The following is a 23,389-nucleotide window of genomic DNA, read 5'->3' on the forward strand; positions in this document are numbered from 1 at the left end:
CCGCAGGGTGCCTGCGGGGGCATTACTGGCTAACAATCGGTCGATAGCATTTTGCGATTAGCCGCCGACCTCGGCATCAATCACTTCGCCGAAGCGTTCCCAGGTCTCGCCTTTGAACTTCTGAAGCTGGACCGCCGAAATCGGGGCAAAGTCGGTAGCGCTGGTGTTGACCTTGATACCTGGCAGCAAGCTGCCGATCTCGAGATTCCTGATGTTGGCTGCCTGCTTCATGACGTTCTCGCGGGTGAGATTGTCGCCGCTGGCTTTGAGCACATGCACAAGGCCCTGCGCGACTGTGTACCCATACATCACAAAGCTATCGATCCTGTTGGCCTCGGGGTAGTATTTGGCCAGAAATTCATCGAAAGCTTTCATGCCGGGGTCGTTCTTCCACTCCGGATCAGACGTATCCTTAAGGTAATTGGACGAGATGATGTCCTGCGCATTCTCGAAGCCGGCCGGTTTCATCACGCTGCCAATCGAGGCCGAGACGTTATTGAGAAAGTGCAGCGGCTTCCAGCCGATCTCGGCGTTCTTCTTGATCGCCTGCGCCGCGAATTTGGGCGTGGTGATGTTGATGAACACATCGGCGCCACTTGCCTTCAGCTTGACGAGGTGGGAATCGATCGTCGGCTCGGAGACTTCGTAGCTTTCCTCCAGGACGATCATCGATGCGGCCTTGGCGCCGAGTCCGTCCTTGAAGCCCTTCAGATAGTCCTTACCGTAGTCGTCGTTCTGATAAAGGATCCCGACCTTGGCGTCCGGCTTGTTCTTCAGAATGTACTTGGCATAGATCTGCGTTTCGCTCTGGTAGTTGGGCTGCCAGCCCATCGTCCACGGGAAGTTTTTCGGATCGTTCCACTTGGTGGCGCCGGTGGCGACGAACAGTTGCGGCACCTTCTTGCTGTTGAGGTATTTCTGGATCGCCGTGTTCGGCGGCGTGCCGAGCGGATTGAAGACGATCAGCGCTTCGTCGCTCTCGACCAGCTTGCGCGCCTGCTCCACCGTCTTCGGCGGGCTATAGGCGTCGTCATAGCTGATGAAGTTGATCTTGCGGCCGTTGATGCCGCCCTCGGCGTTGATCTTCTTGAAATAGGCTTCCTCGGTCTTGGCGATTACGCCATAGGCGGAAGCCGGTCCGCTGTAGGGCATGATGTTGCCGATCTTGATTTCGGTATCGCTCGCGCCGGGGTCGTATTTCTTCTGTGCGAGAACGCCGCTCGAAGTTGCCGCGAGTAGTCCAAACGCGGTCGAAACAACCGCAAGTTTTTTCATTGTGGACATTTCTGTCTCTCCCTTTTCATTTCTTAATGTAACCGCCGGGCCTCTTGACGAGGCTCTTTTGACAGCGTCGTGATTAGCATCTTGCCGAAAGCCTCACAAACAAAAAGCCCCTGCGGCAAAAGCCGCAGGGGCTGCATCTTGAGCAGAGCTCGCGAAGCAGCGTTAGCCGCCGACGTCGCCGGAGAGAATTTCGCCGAAGCGTTCCCAGTTCTCGCCCTTGAACCTTATCAGTTGCAATTGCGAGAGCGGAGCAAAATCGGTCGCCGACGTGTTGACCTTGACCCCAGGCAGCAGGCCGCCGAGTTCGAGGTCCTTGATGCTGGCCGCCTGCTTCATGACGTTTGCGCGGGTGAGGTCGTCGCCGCAGGCCTTTAACACGTGCACCAAGCCTTGAGAGACGATATAGGCGTACATCACTGATGCATCGGCCCGGTTGGCTTCCGGATAATACTTATCCAGGAACTCGTTCCATGCCTTCATCGCGGCATCGGTCTTCCATTGGGCGTCAGTTGGATCCTTGAAGTATTGCGACGAGATGATGTCCTGTCCATTCTCGAAGCCGGCCGGCTTCATCACGCTGCCGATCGATGCCGAGACGTTGTTGAGGAAGTGCAGCGGCTTCCAGCCGATCTCGGAGTTCTTCTTGATCGCCTGCGCCGCGAATTTCGGCGTGGTGATGTTGAAGAACACGTCGGCGCCGGTCGCTTTCATCTTGACGATGTGAGAGTCGATGGTCGGTTCGGAAACCTCGTAGCTCTCCTCGATCACGATCATCGAGGCTGCCTTGGCGCCGAGCCCGTCCTTGAAGCCTTTTAGATAGTCCTTGCCGTAGTCGTCGTTCTGATAAAGCACGGCGATCTTGGCGTTCGGGTTGTTCTTCAGAATGTACTTCGCATAGATCGCCGACTCGCTCTGGTAGTTGGGCTGCCAGCCCATGGTCCAGGGGAAGTCCTTGGGGTCGTTCCACTTGGTCGCGCCGGTGGCGACGAACAGTTGCGGCACCTTCTTCGTGTTCAGGTACTTCTGGATCGCGGTGTTCGGCGGCGTGCCCAGCGAATTGAAGACGAGCAGCACCTCGTCACTCTCGACCAGCTTGCGCGCCTGCTCCACCGTCTTCGGCGGGCTGTAGGCGTCGTCATAGCTGACGAAGTTGATCTTGCGGCCGTTGATGCCGCCCTCGGCGTTGATCTTCCTGAAATAGGCCTCTTCGGTTTTTCCGATCACGCCGTAGGCCGAGGCCGGCCCGCTGTAGGGCATGATGTTGCCGATCTTGATCTCGGTGTCGGTGGCGCCGGTGTCGTATTTCTTTTGTGCCAATGCGCCGCTGCTGGTCGCGGCGAGCAGTGCGAGGGCAGCCGCAAAGGCTCCCAGTCGCAAGTTGATAACGGACATTTTTTGATCTCCCTGGGATCGATGACTGTGTCACTGTTTTTGATTGGAGCGCTTGGCGGCCCTTTGCGAACATTGAATACCTTTCGGTCTCGTCCAGCAACAAAAAGCCCCCCGCGACGGCGTCGCGGGAGGCGATATTTAGTCTGATCACCGGAAAACTACCGTCCGGCGGAATATCAGTTAATGGCCTCCTCGCCGCTGATGACCTCCCCGAACAACTCCCACTTCTCGCCCTTGAAGCGCATCATCCAGCGAAAGTGATGAGCGCCGTCCAGAAGGCGGCGCTTCTTATTGTTGCGGAACGCATTGCTACTCCTGAGTGAGGGCTACCTTTTCAGCTTTCCTATGAGTTGCTGGGCAACCATCGCGACCTGCCTGGCGCCGTGCGGTACCAGGAAGATGACAAGGAACAGAAGCACGCCGAATACGGCACCGGAGAGGCCTTTGGAGATGCCTTCGGCAATATTCGGCACGAAGATGATGAAGGCGCTTCCGACGATCGAGCCCGGCAGCCAGCCGACGCCGCCGACGACCATGCCGAGGAACAGCGAGATCGCGAGCGTGATGGTGTAGCCGTCCGGGGCCACGAACTGCACTGCGATGGCGCCGAGACCACCGGCGACGCCGGTGATGCCGGCCGAGACGCCGAACGCCAGCGTCTTGTACAGCGCGACATCGACGCCCATGGCGGAGGCCGCGATCTCGTTGTCGCGGATTGCCATGAAGGCGCGGCCCGAGCGCGAGCGCAGCAGGTTGACCGAGGCGATATAGATCCCGATCGTGATCACGAGCGTGAAGTAATACAGCCACATGTCCTGCCCTATCGGCAGGCCGAACGGCGCATCGGGCTTGGTCACGACCAGTCCCTGCACGCCGCCGGTCCAATGCTCGAAGAAGCCGAGCTTCAGGAGTTGCGGCATGGCGACCGCAAGCGCAAAGGTCGCCAGCGCCAGGTAGACGCCGGAGAGCCGCAGCGCCGGCTGGCCGAACACGAAACCGAAGGCAAAGCAGATGACGCCTGCGATCGGCAGCGTCAGCGCGTAGTTCATCCCGACATGTTCCATCAGGATCGCCGACGTATAGGCGCCGACCGCGTAGAACGCGCTTTGGCCGAGCGAGAACTGGCCGCTGCCGCCGGTCAGGATGTTCAGCGCCAGAACGGCAAGGCCGTAGATCAGGAGCATCGTCATCTGGAAGATGATGAAGTTCTTGACGAACAGCGGCGCGAGGGCCAGCGCGGCCAGCACCACCAGCGAGGTGCCCAGGCCGAGCGTCATCGCTCGCTTCGGAACGGCATCGACGGCCGGTGCTTCTGTGACGACTTCTTCGACTGCGCTCATGATCAAACTCGCTTCACGATGGGCCGGCCCAGCAGTCCAGCCGGTTTGACAACCAGGACGGTGATGATCAGCGCAAGCGCGATCGGCAGTTTCAGTTCGTTACCGACGCCGGGAATGTAGGTCCCGGCGAGATTTTCAAACACGCCGACCAGGAAGCCGCCGAGCACGGCGCCGAGCGGTGAGGTCAGGCCGCCGAGGACGGCCGCGGCAAATCCGTAGATCAGCACGCCGCCCATCATGTTCGGCTCCAGGAACACGACAGGCGCGATCAGGATGCCGGCGATCGCGCCGATGGCGGAAGCCATGCCCCAGCCCAGTGCGATCATCCACGATGTGTTGATGCCGACCAGGCGGGCCGATTCCGGCAGCGAGGCGGCGGCGCGCATCGCAAGCCCGATCCGTGTGAACTGAAAGAAGAAATAAAGTGCGATCAGCAGTCCCAGCGTGACGCCGATCATGCCGGCCTGGTGGGTCGAGATCAGCTGGCTGCCGAGGAAGGGTGAGGATCCGAACGGCGATGGATACTGCTTGATGGTGAAGTCCCAGATCAGGCCGGCCACGGAGTTGACGATCGCAAACAATGCGATGAAGCCCGCGACGTTGGTCAGGATCGGAGCCTTGGCGAGCGGCTTGAACAGCAGCCGCTCGATGGCGATGCCGCCGGCAAAGGAGATGATCAGCGTGGCGAGGAAGGCCCACCAGTACGGGATGCCCCACTGCATCAGCTGCCAGGAAATGAAGGTCGAAAACATCGCCATTTCGCCCTGGGCGAAATTAAGATGGTCGATCGCCTGGTAGATCATCACGACGGCAAGCGCCATACAGGCATAAATCGCGCCCGTGGCGATACCGGCCAGGACTTGGTTGGTAAAAAGCTCCATTGTCCTGCTCCTCAGTAGCCGAGATAGGATTTACGGACGTCTTCGTTGGTCGCGATGTCCTTAGCGTTGCCCGACATCACGATCCGTCCGGTTTCGATCACATAGGCCTGGTCGGCGAGTTCCAGCGCCAGTTGCGCGTTCTGCTCCACCACCAGGATGGTGACCTTGTCCTCGCGGTTGATCTTGCCGAGGATCTTGAACAGCTCGCGCACGATCAAGGGCGCCAGGCCGAACGACGGCTCGTCCAGCAGCATCAGCCGCGGCCGCAGCATCAGCGCACGCGCGACCGCGAGCATCTGCTGCTCGCCGCCCGAGAGCGTGCCGGCCTGCTGGGTGTGCCGCTCCTTCAGCACCGGGAAGTGCTCGTACATGCGCTCGATGTCGGCGACGATGTTCTTCTTGTCGGTGCGGGTGATGGCGCCGAGCTGCAGGTTTTCCTCCACCGTCATGGTGGTGAAGGTGCCGCGCCCCTGCGGCACATGGGCAATGCCGAGGCGGACGACGTTTTCGGTCGACTTGCCGGAGAGCGGCTTGCCCTCGAACTCGATCGCGCCGGTCGAACGCACCATGTTGCAGATCGCGCGCAGGGTGGTGGTCTTGCCGGCGCCGTTGGCGCCGAGCAGGGTGGTCAGCGAGCCCTCGTTGAGCGCGAAGGAGAGGCCATGAAGCGCCTGGACCTGCCCGTAATAGGCGCGGAGATCCTTGACGTTAAGCATCGAGGTCATTGGTCTTTGCTCCCCAGATAGGCTTTGATGACATCCGGGTCGGCCTGGACCTGGGCCGGTGTTCCCTCGGCGAGCTTGCGGCCGAAGTTGAGGGCGACGACATGGTCGGCGATCGACATCACCAGACCCATGTGATGCTCGACGAGCAGCACGGTCATGTGGCGCTCGTCGCGAATCCGGCGGATCAGATCGCCGAGCACGTGGACTTCTTCGTGGTTGAGGCCGCCGGCGGGCTCGTCGAGCAGCAGGATCTTTGGATCGGCGGCAAGCGCGCGCGCCAGCTCGACGCGCTTCTGGGTGCCGAACGGCAGGCCGGAGACCACCGTGTGGGCGACGTCGTTGAGATCCAGATAATCGAGGATCTCATGGACCTTCTTGTTGACGTCGGCTTCGGTGCGGCGAACCCAGGCGAGCTTCAGCGAGTCCGAGATGATGTCGCTTGAAGTGCGCGCGTGGGTGCCGACGCGAACGTTGTCGAGCACCGACAGATTGGGAAACAGCGCGACGTTCTGGAAGGTGCGGCCGATGCCGATTTCGGCGATCCGGTGCGGCGGACGCGTCAGGATGCTCACGCCCTCCATCAGAATATCGCCGGAGCTCGGCTGATAGAGTCGGGAGAGACAGTTGAACAACGTCGTCTTGCCGGCGCCGTTCGGGCCGATCAGCCCAAGGATATTTCCCTTGTGCATGTTAAACGACACGCCGTTCAACGCGATGATGCCGCCGAACACGACGCTGACGTCGCGAACCGCGAGCAGGGGAGCATTTCCCTGCGCGAGCTGGGCCTGCGTCATCGGGTCTCGCCCGCGCTGATCACAGGGCGGGAATGACCACGCGAAGATTTTCGCCAGTCGTGATGAAGGCTATCTGATCCCCTCGGACACACGTGCAACTTTTCCTCCTGCTTTCAACTTCTTATTTTCTGTTTTTTTGGATTGCGGGGCCGCGCCGCCCAACGCTGCCTCGATGTTCCTTACCATCGTCACAAGACGAGGTCCAATGTCGTTGATCAAGCGATCTTCCGTGAAACGGAAAGCGGGCGCGCCGCAATTAAAGGCATACGGTCCGGTTCCGTCGTTGAGCTTCAGCGGCACACCTACGGCGTGCACATCCTCCTGCCATTCACCTGCGGAGATGGTGAAGCCGTAACGCGCGAGCATTTCGCCCGCGCGTTCGATGCCGTCGCGCATTTTGGGCCAGCGATTGCCGTAGTGATCGCGCAGTTCGCGCAACAAGGTGACGCGCTCATCCTCGGGCAGCGCCCAGATATAGGCGCGCCCCATCGCGGTGGTCGCGATCGGTACGCGCGAACCGACGTCGAGCTGTACGCCGAGCAGCCCGGTACGGCTTTGCCCGAAATAGATCATGCTGTGACGGTCGCGACCGCCGACCGCGACGGCGCCGCCGGTCTCGCGCATCAGTTCTTCACGATAAGGTTCGGACAAATGCCGAACGCCGAGATTGGCAAGGGCGGCATACCCCAGCGCCATGGCTGATGGCGCGAGCTGATACTTTTCGAAGCGCGGAACGGGTGTAAGATAACCCAGCTTGGTCAGGGTGTAGGTCAGCCGGGAAATGGTTGGCTTCGGCAAATTGGTACGGGCGGCGAGTTCTTGATTGCCGAGAAGCCCGTCGTTGGGATGAAATGCGCGCAACACATCAAGTCCGCGGGAAAGCGCGACGACGAAGCTGCGATCAGTCGCCACCTTTTTCCCTGGACGCTTCATTACCCGCTACTGCTGATGAGCTCGTTGACAACGGACGTGCTTCAAAATAACCCTCCGTGTCAAGATGTGGAATTAAATTTCGCAGTGCGAAATTAGCGAAAATCGACCGTAGCCACTCAACGCAAGTCGAGCGGCATCCAAGAACAAACGATCCAGAGAACAAACGATCCAGGGAGAGTCCCGTGAGCGAAGTGGTAAAACTCGAACGTCATGACGTCATCGCCATCGTCACGGTCAACAGCCCGCCGGTAAATGCGCTCAGCGCCGCGGTGCGCGGCGGTATTCTCGAATGCATGAAGAGCGCGATTGCGGACGCGGAAGTTAAGGCCATCGTGCTGACCTGCGGCGGCCGCACCTTCATCGCCGGCGCCGACATCACCGAATTCGGCAAGCCGCCGAAGCCGCCCGGCCTCGCCGAAGTGCTTGTGCTGATGGAAAACTCGCCGAAGCCGATCATTGCGGCCATTCACGGCACGGCGCTTGGCGGCGGTCTCGAAGTCGCTCTGGCATGCCACTATCGTGTCGCGACCAAGGAAGCCAAGCTCGGCCTGCCCGAAGTGAAACTCGGCCTGTTGCCGGGTGCCGGCGGCACCCAGCGGCTGCCGCGCGCGGTCGGCCCGGAACTCGCGGTCAAGATGATCGTCAGCGGCGATCCGATCGGCGCGGCGGAAGCGCTCAAGAACGGCCTGATCGAGGAGATTGTCGAAGGTCCGGCTTCGGGCGGCGAGGCCTTTGCGCTCAAGGTGCTGGCGGAGAAGCGCCCGCTGCGCAAGCTGCGTGACGACGACTCCAAGCTCGCAGCGGCCAAGGCCGACATTTCGATCTTCACCAATGCGGTCGCAGCCCTGACCAAGAAGGCGCGCGGGCTGGAAGCGCCGTTTGCGGCCGCGGATGCCGTGCGCGCCGCGATCGAACTGCCGTTCGACGAAGGCCTGAAGAAGGAGCGCGAGGGCTTTCTCAAGCTCGTCGCCAGCGACCAGTCCAAGGCGCAGCGCTACGCTTTCTTCTCCGAGCGGGAAGCCGCCAAGATCGCCGGCGTGCCCGAGGGCACCAAGCCGCGTCCGGTGGAACGCGTCGCCATTATCGGCGCCGGCACCATGGGCGGCGGTATCGCGATGTCGTTCGCCAATGCCGGTATCCCGGTGACGCTGATCGAGACCGGCGAAGAGCAGCTCAAGCGCGGCATGGGCGTGATGCAGAAGAATTACGAGGCCACCGCGGCCCGCGGCGGCATCCCGGCGGATGCGCCCGCCAAGCGCATGGGCCTGATCAATGGCGTCGTTGGCCTGGAGAACGTCAAGGACGCTGACCTGGTGATCGAGGCCGTGTTCGAAACCATGGCGGTGAAGAAGGAAGTGTTCGAGGCACTCGACAAGCACGCCAAGCCGGGCGCGGTGCTGGCCAGCAACACCTCGTATCTCAACATCGACGAGATCGCGAAGGTGACAAAGCGTCCGCAGGATGTGCTCGGCATGCACTTCTTCTCGCCGGCCAACGTCATGAAGCTGTGCGAGATCGTGCGCGCCGACAAGACCGCGCCGGATGCGCTGACGACGGCGGTTTCGATCGCGCGCAAGATTGCAAAAGTGCCGGCCGTGGTCGGCGTCTGCGACGGGTTCGTCGGCAACCGCATGCTGGCGCAGCGTGGCAAGCAGTCGGAAAAGCTGTTGTTCGAAGGTGCATTGCCGCAGCAGGTCGACGCGGTCGTGACGAAGTTCGGCATGCCGATGGGCCCGTTCGCGATGAGCGATCTCGCCGGCCTCGATATCGGCTGGCGTTCGCGCAAGGACCGCGGCATCAAGTCGGAAATCGCCGACGCGCTGTGCGAAGCCGGACGCTTCGGCCAGAAGACCGGCAAGGGCTATTACAAATATGAAGGCGGTTCGCGCGCGCCGCTGCCCGACCCGGAAGTCGAAAAACTGATCGATGAGACGTTGCAGCGTCTCGGGCGCAAGAAGCGTGTCGTCAGTGATGACGAGATCCTCGAGCGCATGATGTACCCGATGATCAACGAGGGTGCGCGCATCCTCGAAGAGAACATCGCGGCGCGTCCGAGCGACATCGACGTGATCTGGCTCTACGGCTATGGCTGGCCGATCTATCGCGGTGGCCCGATGTTCTACGCCGACCAGGTCGGGCTCAAGCACATCGCCGATCGTCTCTCCTATTACGCCAAGGAGACCAACGATCCCTCGCTCGAACCGGCCCCGCTGCTCAAGCGCCTCGCCGATGAAGGCAAGACCTTTGCGTCGCTGGCCGCGCAGTCGAAGGCGGCTTGATGGGGCATCCCGGAGAGCAGTTCTATCCGGAAGGCGTCCGCTGGGACGATCCGATCGCGTGCGGCACGCTGCCTGACTTGTTGTCGACAGCGGCCGCCGAGTTCGGATCGCGGCCGGCGATCGAGTTTCGCGACCGGCCGATCAGCTACAGCGAACTCGAAGCGCTGGTGGAGACGGCGGCCAGCGCCTTCCTTCGCGCCGGCTATGGCAAGAACAAATCGGTCGCATTGTTCCTCGGCAATTCGCCGGATCATCCGATTAATTTCTTCGGCGCGCTGAAGGCAGGCGCCCGAATCGTGCATCTGTCGCCGCTCGATGGCGAGATCGCGCTGTCGCACAAGCTCACGGACTCCGGTGCGCGCGTGCTGGTCACCAGCAGTCTCTCGGCGCTGTTGCCGACCGCGCTGAAGTTTTTCGACAAGGGTTTGCTCGACCGCCTGATCGTTTGCGAGGATGACAATTGGGGCAAGGCCGGAACGCCGCAGACGGCGCTGCCGGATAATCCCGCGATCATCACCTACAGGCAATTCACCGAGGGCGCGGCAAAACCTTCGCAGTGGCCGGCGATATCGGCCGATGACGTTGCGCTGCTGCAATATACCGGCGGCACCACCGGCTTGCCAAAAGGCGCGATGCTGAGCCACGGCAACTTGACCTCGGCGGTGTCGGTCTACGACGTCTGGGGCAGGCCGGCGCGCGCCGAGCGCAACGCGATCGAACGCGTGATCTGCGTGCTGCCGCTGTTCCATATCTATGCGCTGACGGTGGTGCTGCTCTCCGCCATCCGGCGCGGCCATCTGATCTCGCTGCACCAGCGTTTCGACGTCGAAGCGGTCATGCGCGACATCGAGGTCAAGCGCGCGACGGTATTTCCGGGCGTGCCGACGATGTGGATCGCGATCGCAGCACTTCCCGATCTCGACAAGCGCGACCTGTCCTCGCTGGTGTCCTGCGGCTCCGGCGGCGCGCCGCTGCCGGTTGAGGTCGCAAAAATTTTCGAGCGCAGGGTCGGCATGAAGCTGAAGAGCGGCTGGGGCATGACCGAGACCTGCTCGCCCGGCACCGCTCACCCCAAGGAAGGCCCGGACAAGCCCGGCTCGATCGGCCTGATGCTGCCCGGCATCGAGATGGACGTGGTGTCGCTGGAAGATCCGACCAGGCTGATGCCGGTGGGCGAAGCCGGCGAAATCAGAATCCGCGGTCCCAACGTCACCAAGGGTTACTGGAACCGGCCGAAGGAAACCGCCGAAGCCTTCGTCGGCGACCGCTTCCTCACCGGCGACATCGGCTACATGGACGCCGACGGCTATTTCTATCTGGTCGACCGCAAGAAGGACATGATCATCTCCGGCGGCTTCAACGTCTATCCGCAGATGATCGAGCAGGCGATCTACACCCATCCTGCCGTGCAGGAAGTGATCGTGATCGGAATCCCTGACGATTACCGCGGCGAGGCCGCCAAAGCCTTCATCAAGCTGCGCAGCGGCGCAAAGCCCTTCACGGTGGACGAGTTGCGCGCCTTCCTCACCGGCAAGCTCGGCAAGCACGAGATTCCGGCGGCGGTCGATTTCGTCGACGAACTGCCGCGCACCCCGGTCGGAAAATTGTCGCGCCACGAATTGCGGATGCAGCAACAGCCTTCGCAGGCCACCATCAAGAAAGACGTCGCGTAACCGAAATCTGGAATTACTCGTTCACAGGAGGATCCGATGGATCTCGCTTTCAGCAAGGAAGAAATCGCGTTTCGTGAGGAGGTGAGGGCCTTCTTCCGGGACAACGTGCCGCCGGAAACGCGACGCAAGATGGTGGAGGGGCGTCACCTCTCCAAGGACGAGATGGTCGCCTGGTGGCGCATCCTGAACAAGAAGGGCTGGGGCGTCTCGCACTGGCCGAAGGAGCATGGCGGCACGGGGTGGAGCTCGGTGCAGCAATATATCTTCAATGAAGAGCTGCAGATGCACCCCGCACCCGCGCCGCTCGCCTTCGGCGTCAGCATGGTCGGCCCCGTCATCTACACCTTTGGCAACGAGAAGCAGAAAAAGCAGTACCTGCCGCGCATCGCCAATGTCGACGACTGGTGGTGCCAGGGCTTCTCCGAGCCGGGCTCCGGATCGGACCTCGCCTCGCTGAAAACCAAGGCCGAGCGCAAGGGCGACAAGTACATCATCAACGGCCAGAAGACCTGGACCACGCTGGCGCAGCACGCCGACATGATCTTCTGCCTGTGCCGCACCGACACCAATGCGAAGAAGCAGCAGATGGGCATCTCCTTCATTGTGTTCGACATGAAGTCGAAGGGCGTCACGGTGCGCCCGATCGAGACCATCGACGGCGGCCATGAGGTCAACGAAGTGTTCTTCGACGACGTCGAGGTGCCGGTCGAAAATCTGATCGGCGAAGAGAACAAGGGCTGGGACTACGCAAAATTCCTGCTCGGCAACGAGCGCACCGGTATCGCCCGGGTCGGCGTCTCCAAGGAGCGGCTGCGCCGCATCAAGGATCTCGCCTCCAAGGTCGAACAGAACGGCAAGCCGGTGATCGAGGACCAGGGTTTCCGCGAAAAACTCGCCGCCTGCGAGATCGAGCTGAAGGCGCTCGAGCTCACGCAGCTCCGCGTCGTCGCGGATGAAGGCAAGCACGGCAAGGGCAAGCCCAACCCGGCGTCTTCGGTGCTGAAGATCAAGGGTTCGGAAATCCAGCAGACCACCACCGAACTGTTGATGGAAGTGATCGGCCCGTTCGCGGCTCCTTACGACGTGCATGGCGACGACGGCTCGAACGAGACCATGGACTGGACCGCCCAGATCGCGCCGAGCTACTTCAACAACCGCAAGGTCTCGATCTACGGCGGCTCCAACGAGATCCAGCGCAACATCATCACCAAGGCGGTGCTGGGGCTTTAGTCCTGCCACAACAACACATGTCGTCCCCCGCGAAGGCGGGGGACCCAGTACGCCGCGGTGGTCGTGATTCACGAAATGCGGCTGCGATTACTGGATCCCCGCCTTCGCGGGGATGACGATAGAGAGCTCGGCAACGGCGGTGCCCGAATTGAATTCTGGAGAAAGTAACGAACATGGATTTTGATTTGTCCGAGGAGCAGCGCCTTCTCAAGGAAAGCATCGACGGTCTGTTGACCGATTCCTACGATTTCGATGCGCGCAAGAAGTACCAGAAGGAGAAGGGCGGCTGGAGCAAGGCCGTCTGGGGCAAGCTCGCCGAGCAGGGCCTGCTGGGCCTGCCGTTCGCGGAAGCCGATGGCGGCTTTGGCGCCGGCGCGGTCGAAACCATGATCGTGATGGAGGCGCTCGGCAAGGCGCTGGTGCTGGAGCCGTATCTGGCGACGGTGGTGATCGGCGGCGGCTTCCTGCGCCATGGCGGCTCGGCCGAGCAGAAGGCCGCCCACATCCCCGGCATCATCGACGGCAGCAAGACCTTTGCGTTCGCGCAGCTCGAGAAGAACTCGCGCTACGATCTCGGCGATGTCGCAACATCAGCCAAGAAGAAGGGCGCGGGCTGGGTCATCGACGGTGAAAAGTTCGTCGTGCTCAACGGCGAGAACGCCGACACCCTGATCGTGACCGCGCGCACCAAGGGCGCGCAGCGCGATCGTAGCGGCATCGGCGTGTTTCTTGTGCCGGCAAACGCCAAGGGCGTCACCCGCAAGGGCTATCCGACACAGGACGGCCTGCATGCTGCTGATATCACCTTCACCGGCGTCGAGGTCGGCGCCGACGCCGCGATCGGCGATCCCGAGAACGGCTTGCCGCTGATCGAGCGCGTGGTGGACGAAGCCCGCACTGCGATGTGCGCGGAAGCCGTCGGCGCGATGGATGAATCGCTGAAGAGCACGGTCGAATATCTCAAGACGCGAAAACAGTTCGGCGTGCCGATCGGCAGCTTCCAGACCCTGCAGCACCGCGCCGCCGACATGTTCGTGGCCCTCGAACAGGCCCGCAGCATGTCGATGTTCGCGACCATGGCGGCCGATTTCGACAGCGCCAAGGAGCGCGCGACCGCGGTCGCCGCCGCCAAGGTGCAGATCGGCAAATCAGGCAAGTTCATCGGCCAGCAGTCGATCCAGCTTCACGGCGGCATCGGCATGACCCAGGAAGCCAAGATCGGCCACTACTTCAAGCGGCTGACCATGATCGAAAACACCTTTGGCGACACCGACTACCACCTCCGCCGCGTTGCGGAAGGCGGGTTGGTGTAAGTCCGCACTCAAGCTGTCATCCCCCGCGAAAGCGGGGGATCCAGTATTCCAGAGAACTTTCAATCATCACTGACGCCGCGGCGTACTGGGTCGCCCGGTCAAGCCGGGCGATGACAGCGGCGTGTGCGGAGCACGCGGAGCCAACAACAATGAAAAACACCCCGTTCGATCTCACCGGAAAAGTCGCCATCATCACCGGCTCCAGCCGCGGCATCGGCCGCTCCTCCGCCGAGCTGCTCGCAAAACTCGGCGCAAAAGTCGTGATCTCCAGCCGCAAGGCGGATGCCTGCCACGAGGTCGCCGACGGCATCAACAAGGCCGGCGGCGACGCCCATGTCATTGCCTGCAACATCTCCCGCCGCGAGGAAGTCGAGGCGCTGGTCATGGGCACGACAAAGCATTACGGCAAGGTCGACATCCTCGTCTGCAACGCCGCGGTCAATCCGTATTACGGCCCGCTGCTCGACATCAAGGACGAGGCCTTCGACAAGATCATGGGCAGTAACGTCAAGAGCAACATCTGGCTCTGCGCGCTGGCGATCCCGCAGATGGCCGAGCGAGGCAACGGCTCGGTGGTGATCATCTCGTCCATCGGCGGCATGCGCGGCTCGACCGTGATCGGCGCCTACGGCATCTCCAAGGCCGCGGATTTCGCGCTCTGCCGCAGCCTCGCCGGCGAATGGGGTCCGAAAGGCGTCCGCGTCAATTGCGTGGCACCGGGTCTGGTGAAAACCGATTTCGCCAAGGCGCTGTGGGAAGACCCGGAAATGCTCAAGCGCCGCACCGCCGGCACCCCGCTCCGCCGCATCGGCGAGCCCGACGAAATCGCCGGCGCGGTCGCGTATCTGGCCTCGGATGCCTCGACCTTCATGACCGGCCAGACCATCGTGGTCGATGGCGGCGTGACCACGGCGGCGACGTAGTTTCTTTCTTACCCTCCCCTGGAGGGGGAGGGTCGACGCGCAGCGGCGGGGTGGGGTGACGGTCTACCCACATCCAACAGTGCCCGAGTTGAGAGATCACCCCACCCCGGCTCACATTTCGCTGCGCTCAATGTGAGCCGACCCTCCCCCTCCAGGGGAGGGTGAAGCGAAGCGCCATCCCATATTGACCTTGGCCTTCCAATCCGCTCCCTTGGGCCGAACATCACCTCCCGGGGAAGCAACGTCATGTCCTTTGTGCTGGCCATCGATCAGGGCACCACGTCCTCGCGCGCCATGGTGTTCCGCAGCGACATCTCGATCGCCGCGACGGCGCAGCAGGAATTTCCGCAGCATTTTCCGGCGTCCGGCTGGGTCGAGCACGAGCCCGAGGATATCTGGACCTCGACGGTCGCGGTCTGCCGCGAGGCGCTGGAAAAGGCTGGCCTTAAAGCGCAAGACATCGCCGCGATCGGCATCACCAACCAGCGCGAGACCACGGTCGTGTGGGACCGCGCGACGGGACAGGCCGTGCACCGCGCCATCGTCTGGCAGGACCGCCGCACATCAGACATCTGCGCCAAATTGAAGAGCGAAGGCCACGAGCCGAATATTTCCGCCAGGACCGGCCTGATCATCGACCCCTATTTTTCGGGCACGAAAGTCGCCTGGATCCTCGACCACGTGCCGGGCGCGCGCGAACGCGCCGGCCGCGGCGAATTGATGTTCGGCACCGTCGATTGCTATTTGCTGTGGCGGCTGACCGGCGGCAAGGTGCATGCGACCGACGCCACCAACGCCTCGCGCACGCTGCTGTTCAACATCCACACCGGCGAGTGGGACGATGAGCTCTTGAAACTCCTGCGCGTGCCGCGCTCGATGCTCCCAAAGGTAAAAGATTCCTCCGCCAAATTCGGCGACAGCGACCCAAGCCTGTTCGGCGGCGCGATCGCCATTTCAGGCATCGCCGGCGACCAGCAGGCCGCCACCATCGGCCAGGCCTGCTTCACGCCCGGCATGATCAAGTCGACCTACGGCACCGGCTGTTTTGCGCTGCTCAACACCGGCACCACGCCGGTCGCTTCGAAGAACAAGCTGCTCACCACCATCGCCTATCAACTCAACGGAAGGCGCACCTACGCCCTCGAAGGCTCGATCTTCGTCGCAGGTTCCGCTGTGCAGTGGCTGCGCGACGGCCTCGGCATCATCAAGCAGGCGTCCGAAACCGGCCCGCTCGCCGACAAATCCGATTCCATGCAGAGCGTCTACCTGGTGCCGGCCTTCGTCGGCCTCGGCGCGCCCTACTGGAATCCCCGCGTGCGCGGCGCGCTGTTCGGCCTGACCCGCAACACCGGCCCCGCCGAACTCGCGCACGCCGCGCTCGAAAGCGTCTGCTACCAGACGTTTGACCTCTGGGCCGCGATGCGCGCCGACTGGCCGGACGCCAACGCCGCCAATATCGTACTCCGCGTCGACGGTGGCATGACGGCGTCGGACTGGACCATGCAGCGGCTCGCCGATTTGCTCGACGCCCCCGTCGACCGCCCGATGATTCAAGAGACGACGGCGCTTGGTGCGGCCTACCTTGCCGGGTTGCAGGCCGGCGTCTATCCCGAGCCTGCAAAATTCGCCGACAACTGGCGGCTGGAGCACCGCTTCAAGCCGGCGATGAGCGCGGCGACGCGCGAGCGGAAACTTGCAGGCTGGGCGAGGGCGGTGAAGGGCGTGCTGGCGAGCGATGAAGGGGAATAGCACCGGATGATATTGCCCGATGGCTACTCCGACGTTCCCGCCGGCAAGATCGCTGCGGTCGTCACGCACCTGGAGATGACCGCGCGCCCCCGGCCGCGTCCCGATCCCGCGGGTGCATGGACGCTGCGGCGGGTTGAGATGCCGCCGCTCGACTGGTTTCGCGATCTGTATCGCCGCGTCGGCGAGGAGTGGCTGTGGATTTCAAGGATACGGATGCCCGACGCGCAATTGGCCGCGATCATTCAATCGCCGCTGATGGAGATCTACGCACTGGCGCATGAGGGGTGCGACGAAGGTTTGCTCGAGCTGGATTTTCGCGAGCCCGGGCAATGCGAAGTCGTCTCTTTCGGAGTCGCCGAAAAACTTGTCGGAACCGGCGCCGGACGCTGGCTGATGAATCGCGCGCTGGAGCTCGCATGGTCGCGGCCGGTTACGCGCGTCTGGCTGCACACCTGCACCTTCGATCATCCCGCCGCGCTCGCCTTCTACCAACGCTCAGGCTTTCGTCCATTCCGGCGGCAGGTCGAAATGGTCAATGATCCGAGGCTCGATGGGACAGTGCCGCGTGATGTCGCAAGGCATGTGCCGGTGATTGAGTGATGGTGCGCGCACGCTCAACCGTCATCACCGGGCTTGTCCCGGTGATCCACGTCTTGCTTTAGCGACAAAAAGAGCAAGGACGTGGATGGCCCGGTCAAGTGTTTAGCCCGGCCATGACGTGGAGAGAGCTGTACGTTCTCAAAACACCTCTTGCCTCACCCTTGCCAGCGAAAACCCGCGCCGGTCCGCATTGAAGCAGGTAATCCCCGCCTGCTCAGACTTGCACGTAAACCCCCCGCGCTGCCAGACTTCGCCGTAGGCCAGCACCGGCAGCGCTTTATCCATCACGGTGTCGCCGTGGCAGAGGCGCGTGGCGGGGCCTTTGGCGTTCATCTCGAAGGCGCCGCCGTAATCGAGGTCGCAATCGGCAGGGCGCCGCGGCTTGGTTTCCATTGCGGCGATGTCGCAGCGGAGGATGTTCTGCTTGTCGTAGTCGAAATACTGGCAGGCGATGTTTTTGGACGGCGACTGGAAGCCGGCAGGGGCGGATTGGGTGTGGGCGGGTGCCGCGAGCATAAACAGCGGAAGCGCAAAGAGGATTGGCCGCCAGCGAAACATGGTGTGTGACTCGTGAGTTGCAATACGCTTCAACCTACTTAGGATGACGCGTGGCGCAACCCAAAGCAACCTCGTCATGCCCGGGCTTGACCCGGGCATCCATCGCTCTTCGGAAGAATCCTTCCAAGGAGGATGGATGGCCGGGTCAAGCCCGGCCATGACGAGCAGAGAGCAAAACAACCATGATCCTGATCGGCCAATACGACTCCCCCTTCGTCCGCCGCGTCGCCATCGCCATGCGGCTCTATAATCTGCCCTTCGAGCACAAGCCGTGGTCGACCTTCGGCGACGCCGACAAGATCGCACCCTATAATCCGCTGCGGCGGGTGCCGACGCTGGTGCTCGATGACGGCGAGGCGCTGATCGAGAGCGCGATGATCCTGGATTATCTCGACGATCGCGTCGGCCCCGAGAATGCGATGATTGCGCGGAGCGGCGAGGCGCGGCGGCGGCATTTGCGGATCTGCGCGCTCGCGATGGGGCTCGGCGACAAGGGCGTCAGCCTGCTTTACGAGCGCGTGCTGCGGAAGGAGAAGCAGCTTGATCTGTGGGTCGAGCGCTGCAAGTCGCAGATAACGGGCGTGCTCGACGTACTGGAAAAGGAGCGCGCTGATGTCAAGACACCGTATTGGTCCGGCGAGAAGATCGGCCACGCCGACATCGCGGTCGCCTGCGTGCTGCGCTTCACCGGCGAGGCGCATCCCGCGCTGTTCGACGCGCGCTATCCCGCATTGAAGGCGCATGCCGAGGGCTGCGAGGCGCTGCCGCCGTTCAAGGAAATCGTCCAGCCGCTGGCGCCGCCGAAAGGGTGAGGGGCTTTCGTAGGGTGGGCAAAGCGTAGCGTGCCCACCGTTCGGCATGATTGAAGAAAGATGGTGGGCACGGCGCAAACGCGCCTGTGCCCACCCTACTTCTGTGCGCGTGAGCCGCAGGCCCAATCCTACTTTGCATGGGGTTGTTTTGGCGATTTTTGTCAGGCCGGGTGCGGCGTGTCCCGAGAGTCGTGCCGCCGGGCCGCCAGCCTCGCTTTCAGGCCTTCGGCCGCATCGCCTCCGGCGTGTCCGGCTGCGCCAGCGGATGCGCGCTTGCAAATTCCGGCAGCCCCATCGCGGTCTCGAAGATGCGCTTCACCGTCGGATAGATTTTCAGGTCGATCTGCTGCGTCACGGCGACGGTGACGTGGCCGACCATGCAGATATCCGCCAGCGTTGGCGCGTCGCCATGACAAAACCGGCCCGTGTCCTTGTGCCCCGCCAGATGCCCCTCCAGCGCGGCCAGCGTTTCCACGATCCAGTGCCGCCGCCACGCCGCCTGCTGCGTGTCACGCAGGTTGAGTTCGTGGTCGAGATAGCGCCGCACCCGCGGCACCAGGAGCGGATGGCCTTCGCAGGCAACCATCAGCGCGAGCGCGCGGACGCGGGCGCGGCCGGCTGGATCGGCGGGCAGCAGCGGCGGAGATGGGTATTTCTCGTCGAGATATTCCAGGATCGCGAGCGACTGGAACAGCGTGGTGCCGTCATCCTCGACCAGCGCCGGCAACGCCATCTGCGGATTGATCTTGCGATACTCGGGGTCACGATGCGCGTTGGCGTCGAGGTCGACGAAGATCACCTCGGCCGGGACGTTCTTCAGATTGAGCGCGATCCGCACGCGAAAGCTCGCCAGCGATCGCCAGAAGGAGAAGAATTTCATGGGAGGAAACTCCGCCTGTTTCTTCCCCTCTCCCCTTGTGGGAGAGGGTGGCTTCGCGAAGCGAAGACGGGTGAGGGGTCTGTCTCCGCGGATGCTAACCCCTCATCCGGCGCTCCGCGCCACCTTCTCCCACAAGGGGAGAAGGGAAGGAAGCACCTACTACGCCCCGACGGCCTTCTTGCGCCAGGCGAGATGCACCGCGCAGGCGCAGCCGGGCGGATGCGACGCCAAATCCTTGGAGGTAACGTCGTTGGCGGGGACGGCCACCATCGGCACCGGCTCTTTCGCGGGCTGTTCCTGCGCGGGAATGTAGTTCAGCACCGGCGCCAGCCAGCGCTCGGTCTCGGCGACACTCATGCCCTTGCGCGCGGCATAGTCCTCGACCTGATCGCGCTCGATCTTGCCGACGCCGAAATAGAAGCTCTCGGGATGAGAGAAATAAAGCCCCGACACCGACGAGCCCGGCCACATCGCAAAGCTCTCGGTCAGCCTCACGCCTGCGGTGTTCTCGGCGTCGAGCAGGCGGAACAGCGTCGCCTTCTCGGTGTGATCGGGCTGCGCGGGATAGCCGGGCGCCGGGCGGATGCCGGCATATTGTTCGAGGATCAATTGATCGGAAGCCAGCGCCTCGTCCGGCGCGTAGCCCCAGAATTCCTTGCGGACGCGCTGATGCATCCGCTCGGCGAATGCTTCGGCCAGACGATCGGCCAACGCCTTGCACAGGATCGAGGAGTAATCGTCATTGGCGTTCTTGAAGCGGTCGGCGACCGCGTCCTCGCCGATCCCGGCGGTGACCACGAAGGCGCCGACATAATCGGGCACGCCGGACGAGGCGGGGGCGATGAAGTCCGACAGCGCGGCGTTGAAGCGGCCTTCGCGCTTCTCCAGTTGCTGGCGCAGCGTGTGGAAGGTCGCGATCGTTCTGGCTCGCGCATCGTCGGCATAGACGGCGATATCGTCGCCGTCGGCATTGGCCGGCCAGAAGCCGATGGTGGCGCGGGCCTTGAACCATTTCTCCCTGACGATGAGATCGAGCATCTTGCGCGCATCGTCATAGAGCGAACGGGCGACTTCGCCGATCTTGGGATCGTCGAGGATGGCCGGAAAACGTCCGGTCAATTCCCAGGTCTGGAAGAACGGCGTCCAATCGATGTATTCGGCGAGCTCGGCCAGATCGTAGGCATCGAAACTCTTGATACCGAGAAATGCCGGCTTCTTCGGCGGCGTTTTTGCGAAGTCGGCCTTGACCGCGTTGGCGCGGGCGTCGGCCAGCTTCAGCCGCTTCTTGTCGGCCTGGGCGCGGAAATGCGCAGCGGAAATTTTGGCGTATTCGGCGCGGATGTCGGCGGCATAGGCCTCGCGCCGCTCGGGCGAGAGCAGCGACGACGCGACGCCGACGGCGCGGCTGGCGTCGTTGACATGCACCACCGGCCCGCCCTTGTAGTTCGGGTCGATCTTCACGGCGGTGTGGACACGGCTGGTGGTGGCGCCGCCGATCAACAGCGGCATCTTCATGCCCTGCCGCTCCATTTCGCCGGCCAGAAAACTCATCTCGTCGAGCGAGGGCGTGATCAGGCCGGACAGCCCGATGATATCGGCATCTTCCGCCTTGGCGGTCTCGATGATCTTGGCGGCGGGCACCATCACGCCGAGGTCGATCACCTCGAAATTGTTACATTGCAGCACGATGCCGACGATGTTCTTGCCGATGTCGTGGACGTCGCCCTTGACGGTGGCGAGCACGATCTTGCCGGCGGCGTTGCGGCCGTCGCCGGTCACGCCGTTGGCGAGGTTGCGCGCCTTCTCCTCTTCCATGAATGGCATCAGATAGGCGACCGCCTGCTTCATCACGCGCGCCGACTTCACCACCTGCGGCAGGAACATTTTTCCGTCGCCAAAGAGGTCGCCGACGATGTTCATGCCGGCCATCAGCGGGCCTTCGATCACGTTCAGCGGCCGCTCCACCGTTTTGCGGACGGCTTCGGTGTCTGCTTCGATGAATTCGGTGATGCCGTGCACCAGCGCGTGGGAGAGCCGTTTCTCGACCGGCCATTCGCGCCAAGCAAGATCCTGCTCCTTGGTCTGCTTCTCCTTGCCGCGGAATTTCTCCGCCAGCGCCAGCAACCGCTCGGAAGCGCCGGGATCGCGGTTGAGAATGACGTCCTCGCAGACCTGGCGCAGTTCGGGATCGATGTCGTCATAGACGATCATCTGCCCGGCATTGACGATGCCCATGTCCATGCCGGCATGAATGGCATGATAGAGAAACACCGAATGCATGGCCTCGCGCACCGGCTCGTTGCCGCGGAACGAGAACGAGAGGTTCGAGACGCCGCCGGAGATGTGCGCATGTGGCAGGTTCTGGCGGATCCAGCGCGTCGCCTCGATGAAGTCGACGCCGTAATTGTTGTGCTCTTCAAGTCCGGTCGCGATCGCAAAAATATTCGGATCGAAGATGATGTCTTCAGGGGGAAAGCCGACTTCGTTGACCAGGATGTCATAGGCGCGCTTGCAGATTTCGGTCTTGCGCGCAAACGTATCTGCCTGTCCGACCTCATCGAACGCCATCACCACGACCGCAGCGCCATGGCGGCGCGCGATGCGGGCCTCGTGGATGAATTTCCCCACGCCTTCCTTCATCGAGATCGAATTCACCACCGGCTTGCCCTGAACGCATTTCAGGCCGGCCTCGATCACGTTGAATTTCGAGGAGTCCACCATCACGGGGACGCGGGCGATGTCGGGCTCGGCGGCGACGAGATTGAGGAACGTCACCATCGCGGCTTCAGAATCGAGCAGACCCTCGTCCATGTTGACGTCGATGATCTGCGCGCCGTTCTCGACCTGGTCGCGCGCCACCTGAAGCGCTGCGGTGTAATCGCCCGCCGTGATCAGCTTGCGGAATTTCGCCGAGCCGGTGACGTTGGTCCGCTCGCCGACGTTGACGAACGGGATCGCCGGCGTCAGTTCGAACGGCTCGAGGCCGGACAGCCGCAGGCGCGGCTCGATCGTAGGAACCGCGCGCGGCTTGTGCGGGGCAACCGCTGCCGCAATCGCGGCGATATGGTCCGGCGTGGTGCCGCAGCAGCCGCCGACGATGTTGACGAGGCCGGCCTCGGCAAACTCGCCGATCAGCCGCGCCATGTATTCCGGGCTCTCGTCATACTGGCCGAACTCGTTGGGCAGGCCGGCGTTCGGATAGGCGCAAACCAGCGTGTCGGCGACGCGGCCGATGTCGGCGATATGCGCACGGAGATCTTCGGCGCCGAGCGCGCAGTTGAACCCGATCGTGATCGGTTTGGCGTGCCGCACCGAATTCCAGAACGCTTCCGGCAATTGTCCCGAGAGCAGGCGGCCGGATTTGTCGGTGATGGTGCCCGAGATCATCACGGGTACGTCGATGCCGCGTTGTTCGGTGATTTCCGAAATCGCGTACAGCGCCGCCTTGGCATTCAGCGTGTCAAAAATGGTTTCGACCAGCAGCACATCGGCGCCGCCGTCGAGCAGGCCGTTGATCTGCTCACCATAGGCCTTGCGCAAATCATCGAAGGTGACGGCGCGGTAGCCGGGGTTGGAAACGTCGGGCGAGATCGACGCGGTGCGATTGGTCGGCCCCAATGCGCCGGCGACGAAGCGCGGCTTGCCGTCCTCGGCGCTGACGCGCACCGCCGCGGCGCGGGCGAGTTTTGCGCCGTCGCGGTTCAGTTCGTAGGCGAGGTCCGACATGTCGTAGTCGGCCTGCGCGATCGAGGTCGAGGAGAACGTATTGGTCGCGACGATGTCGGCGCCCGCGCGCAGGTAAGCCGCGTGGATGTCCTCGATCGCCTGCGGCTGCGTCAGGATCAAAAGGTCGTTGTTGCCGCGGACATCGCGATGAAAATCCGCGAAGCGCGCGCCGCGAAACGCGGCTTCGTCATATTGCAGGCCCTGAATCATGGTGCCCATGGCGCCGTCGAGCACCAGGATGCGCTCGCTGGCGGCGGCGAGCAGGGCGGTTCGCTTGGGCGAAATCTTGGCACTCAT

At 62.7% G+C, this 23,389-nt stretch carries 18 protein-coding genes; 8 read left to right on the top strand and 10 right to left on the bottom strand.

Annotated elements, in window-relative coordinates:
- Window positions 1–57 precede the first annotated feature (57 nt).
- The 7 genes from V1286_RS00350 to V1286_RS00380 form a co-directional block, all read right to left on the bottom strand.
- On the bottom strand, window positions 58–1,284 hold the full coding sequence (locus V1286_RS00350) for an ABC transporter substrate-binding protein (RefSeq protein ID WP_334476804.1): 1,227 nt from the start codon (window positions 1,282–1,284) through the stop codon (window positions 58–60).
- Between the two features lie 162 nt (window positions 1,285–1,446).
- Window positions 1,447–2,676, bottom strand: a complete 1,230-nt coding sequence (locus V1286_RS00355) for an ABC transporter substrate-binding protein (RefSeq protein ID WP_334476806.1) — start codon at window positions 2,674–2,676, stop codon at window positions 1,447–1,449.
- A 326-nt stretch (window positions 2,677–3,002) separates the two neighbouring features.
- On the bottom strand, window positions 3,003–4,016 hold the full coding sequence (locus V1286_RS00360; protein ID WP_334476808.1) for a branched-chain amino acid ABC transporter permease: 1,014 nt from the start codon (window positions 4,014–4,016) through the stop codon (window positions 3,003–3,005).
- A 2-nt stretch (window positions 4,017–4,018) separates the two neighbouring features.
- Window positions 4,019–4,897, bottom strand: a complete 879-nt coding sequence (locus V1286_RS00365) for a branched-chain amino acid ABC transporter permease (RefSeq protein WP_108514348.1) — start codon at window positions 4,895–4,897, stop codon at window positions 4,019–4,021.
- 11 nt (window positions 4,898–4,908) lie between these two features.
- Window positions 4,909–5,622 (bottom strand): ABC transporter ATP-binding protein, encoded by a 714-nt coding sequence (locus V1286_RS00370; protein ID WP_334476811.1) that lies wholly within the window; start codon window positions 5,620–5,622, stop codon window positions 4,909–4,911.
- Window positions 5,619–6,416 (bottom strand): ABC transporter ATP-binding protein, encoded by a 798-nt coding sequence (locus V1286_RS00375; RefSeq protein ID WP_247783107.1) that lies wholly within the window; start codon window positions 6,414–6,416, stop codon window positions 5,619–5,621. The genes V1286_RS00370 and V1286_RS00375 overlap by 4 nt, the downstream gene beginning before the upstream one ends.
- 69 nt (window positions 6,417–6,485) lie before the next feature.
- The gene (locus V1286_RS00380; RefSeq protein WP_334476817.1) at window positions 6,486–7,349 is read right to left on the bottom strand and encodes an IclR family transcriptional regulator; all 864 of its coding nucleotides are present in this window, start codon (window positions 7,347–7,349) and stop codon (window positions 6,486–6,488) included.
- 182 nt (window positions 7,350–7,531) lie between these two features.
- Between V1286_RS00380 and V1286_RS00385 the strand changes: the two genes are divergently transcribed.
- The 7 genes from V1286_RS00385 (at window position 7,532) to V1286_RS00415 (ending at window position 17,116) form a co-directional block, all read left to right on the top strand.
- The gene (locus V1286_RS00385) at window positions 7,532–9,628 is read left to right on the top strand and encodes a 3-hydroxyacyl-CoA dehydrogenase NAD-binding domain-containing protein (protein WP_334476819.1); all 2,097 of its coding nucleotides are present in this window, start codon (window positions 7,532–7,534) and stop codon (window positions 9,626–9,628) included.
- On the top strand, window positions 9,628–11,301 hold the full coding sequence (gene pimA / locus V1286_RS00390) for a dicarboxylate--CoA ligase PimA (protein WP_334476822.1): 1,674 nt from the start codon (window positions 9,628–9,630) through the stop codon (window positions 11,299–11,301). Before V1286_RS00385 ends, pimA begins: the two co-directional genes overlap by 1 nt.
- A 36-nt stretch (window positions 11,302–11,337) precedes the next feature.
- On the top strand, window positions 11,338–12,531 hold the full coding sequence (gene pimC, locus V1286_RS00395) for a pimeloyl-CoA dehydrogenase large subunit (protein ID WP_334476824.1): 1,194 nt from the start codon (window positions 11,338–11,340) through the stop codon (window positions 12,529–12,531).
- Between the two features lie 173 nt (window positions 12,532–12,704).
- Window positions 12,705–13,844, top strand: a complete 1,140-nt coding sequence (gene pimD / locus V1286_RS00400) for a pimeloyl-CoA dehydrogenase small subunit (protein WP_334476826.1) — start codon at window positions 12,705–12,707, stop codon at window positions 13,842–13,844.
- A gap of 149 nt (window positions 13,845–13,993) precedes the next feature.
- Window positions 13,994–14,767 carry an SDR family NAD(P)-dependent oxidoreductase gene (locus V1286_RS00405; protein WP_334476828.1) on the top strand — a complete coding sequence of 258 codons (774 nt, stop codon included), beginning with the start codon at window positions 13,994–13,996 and terminating at the stop codon, window positions 14,765–14,767.
- A gap of 246 nt (window positions 14,768–15,013) precedes the next feature.
- Window positions 15,014–16,516: a glycerol kinase GlpK gene (gene glpK / locus V1286_RS00410; RefSeq protein ID WP_334476830.1), complete on the top strand. Its 1,503-nt coding sequence runs from the start codon at window positions 15,014–15,016 to the stop codon at window positions 16,514–16,516.
- Between the two features lie 6 nt (window positions 16,517–16,522).
- Window positions 16,523–17,116: a GNAT family N-acetyltransferase gene (locus V1286_RS00415; protein WP_334476833.1), complete on the top strand. Its 594-nt coding sequence runs from the start codon at window positions 16,523–16,525 to the stop codon at window positions 17,114–17,116.
- Window positions 17,117–17,254: 138 nt separating this feature from the next.
- Here V1286_RS00415 and V1286_RS00420 read toward each other — a convergent pair whose 3' ends face one another.
- Window positions 17,255–17,674, bottom strand: coding sequence for a DUF6636 domain-containing protein (locus V1286_RS00420; protein WP_334476835.1), 420 nt, complete (start codon window positions 17,672–17,674; stop codon window positions 17,255–17,257).
- 182 nt (window positions 17,675–17,856) lie between these two features.
- On the opposite strand from V1286_RS00420, the gene V1286_RS00425 reads away from it, so the two are divergent.
- Window positions 17,857–18,486: a glutathione S-transferase family protein gene (locus tag V1286_RS00425; RefSeq protein ID WP_334476837.1), complete on the top strand. Its 630-nt coding sequence runs from the start codon at window positions 17,857–17,859 to the stop codon at window positions 18,484–18,486.
- Between the two features lie 217 nt (window positions 18,487–18,703).
- On the opposite strand, the gene maiA is transcribed toward V1286_RS00425, so the two are convergent.
- Window positions 18,704–19,366, bottom strand: a complete 663-nt coding sequence (gene maiA / locus V1286_RS00430) for a maleylacetoacetate isomerase (RefSeq protein ID WP_334476839.1) — start codon at window positions 19,364–19,366, stop codon at window positions 18,704–18,706.
- Between the two features lie 159 nt (window positions 19,367–19,525).
- Window positions 19,526–23,389: a methionine synthase gene (gene metH, locus V1286_RS00435; protein ID WP_334476841.1), complete on the bottom strand. Its 3,864-nt coding sequence runs from the start codon at window positions 23,387–23,389 to the stop codon at window positions 19,526–19,528.

Origin of the sequence: Bradyrhizobium algeriense, from assembly GCF_036924595.1 — a bacterium.
GTDB lineage: Bacteria > Pseudomonadota > Alphaproteobacteria > Rhizobiales > Xanthobacteraceae > Bradyrhizobium > Bradyrhizobium algeriense.

Coding starts and splice junctions, on each gene's coding strand:
- V1286_RS00350 (WP_334476804.1), bottom strand. CDS start 1,284: ATGTCCACAATGAAAAAACTTGCGGTTGTTTCGACCGCGTTTGGACTA.
- V1286_RS00355 (WP_334476806.1), bottom strand. CDS start 2,676: ATGTCCGTTATCAACTTGCGACTGGGAGCCTTTGCGGCTGCCCTCGCA.
- V1286_RS00360 (WP_334476808.1), bottom strand. CDS start 4,016: ATGAGCGCAGTCGAAGAAGTCGTCACAGAAGCACCGGCCGTCGATGCC.
- V1286_RS00365 (WP_108514348.1), bottom strand. CDS start 4,897: ATGGAGCTTTTTACCAACCAAGTCCTGGCCGGTATCGCCACGGGCGCG.
- V1286_RS00370 (WP_334476811.1), bottom strand. CDS start 5,622: ATGACCTCGATGCTTAACGTCAAGGATCTCCGCGCCTATTACGGGCAG.
- V1286_RS00375 (WP_247783107.1), bottom strand. CDS start 6,416: ATGACGCAGGCCCAGCTCGCGCAGGGAAATGCTCCCCTGCTCGCGGTT.
- V1286_RS00380 (WP_334476817.1), bottom strand. CDS start 7,349: ATGAAGCGTCCAGGGAAAAAGGTGGCGACTGATCGCAGCTTCGTCGTC.
- pimA (WP_334476822.1), top strand. CDS start 9,628: ATGGGGCATCCCGGAGAGCAGTTCTATCCGGAAGGCGTCCGCTGGGAC.
- pimC (WP_334476824.1), top strand. CDS start 11,338: ATGGATCTCGCTTTCAGCAAGGAAGAAATCGCGTTTCGTGAGGAGGTG.
- pimD (WP_334476826.1), top strand. CDS start 12,705: ATGGATTTTGATTTGTCCGAGGAGCAGCGCCTTCTCAAGGAAAGCATC.
- V1286_RS00405 (WP_334476828.1), top strand. CDS start 13,994: ATGAAAAACACCCCGTTCGATCTCACCGGAAAAGTCGCCATCATCACC.
- glpK (WP_334476830.1), top strand. CDS start 15,014: ATGTCCTTTGTGCTGGCCATCGATCAGGGCACCACGTCCTCGCGCGCC.
- V1286_RS00415 (WP_334476833.1), top strand. CDS start 16,523: ATGATATTGCCCGATGGCTACTCCGACGTTCCCGCCGGCAAGATCGCT.
- V1286_RS00420 (WP_334476835.1), bottom strand. CDS start 17,674: ATGTTTCGCTGGCGGCCAATCCTCTTTGCGCTTCCGCTGTTTATGCTC.
- V1286_RS00425 (WP_334476837.1), top strand. CDS start 17,857: ATGATCCTGATCGGCCAATACGACTCCCCCTTCGTCCGCCGCGTCGCC.
- maiA (WP_334476839.1), bottom strand. CDS start 19,366: ATGAAATTCTTCTCCTTCTGGCGATCGCTGGCGAGCTTTCGCGTGCGG.
- metH (WP_334476841.1), bottom strand. CDS start 23,389: ATGAGTGCCAAGATTTCGCCCAAGCGAACCGCCCTGCTCGCCGCCGCC.